Origin of the sequence: Streptomyces lancefieldiae, assembly GCF_031845825.1 — a bacterium.
Taxonomy (GTDB): domain Bacteria; phylum Actinomycetota; class Actinomycetes; order Streptomycetales; family Streptomycetaceae; genus Streptomyces; species Streptomyces lancefieldiae.
In genome coordinates, this window is sequence record NZ_JAVRFH010000419.1 from 1 (window position 1) to 380 (window position 380).

A 380-nucleotide genomic window follows, 5' to 3' on the forward strand; every position below is an offset into this window, starting at 1 on the left:
GTGCCGGACTGCGCGCGCTCTGGCTGTGCTGCGCGGGCGCGACCATGTGGTGCCCGACGACATCGCCCGGTTGGCCCACCGGGTGCTGCGACACCGGCTGATCCTCGGCTTCGAGGCCGCCACCGCCCGCATCACCCCCGACATCGTCGTCGACGCGGTGCTGCGCGCGGTCCAGGTGCCGTGAGGCCTCGATGGGCAGATATCTGGACTCCGCCAAGGCGTACGCCGGCCGTGACATCGGCGGGCTGCTCGAAGGCGGCCGGTACGCGCTGATCCACACCCGCAGCCTGGAATTCGACGAGCTGCGCCCCTACGTCCCGGGTGACGATGTCCGCGACATCGACTGGAAGGCCACCGCACGCTCTGGGCACACCCTGATC

The 380-nt window shown here is 70.8% G+C and carries 1 protein-coding gene and 1 pseudogene; both read left to right on the plus strand.

Annotation, left to right across the window (positions count from 1 at the left end):
- Nucleotides 1-184 (plus strand): annotated as a pseudogene (locus RM812_RS42795) (AAA family ATPase); the annotation flags it as partial.
- Between the two features lie 7 nt (nucleotides 185-191).
- Nucleotides 192-380, plus strand: a 189-nt coding sequence (locus tag RM812_RS42800) for a DUF58 domain-containing protein (RefSeq protein ID WP_311586529.1), incomplete at its 3' end; no start/stop codon positions are given.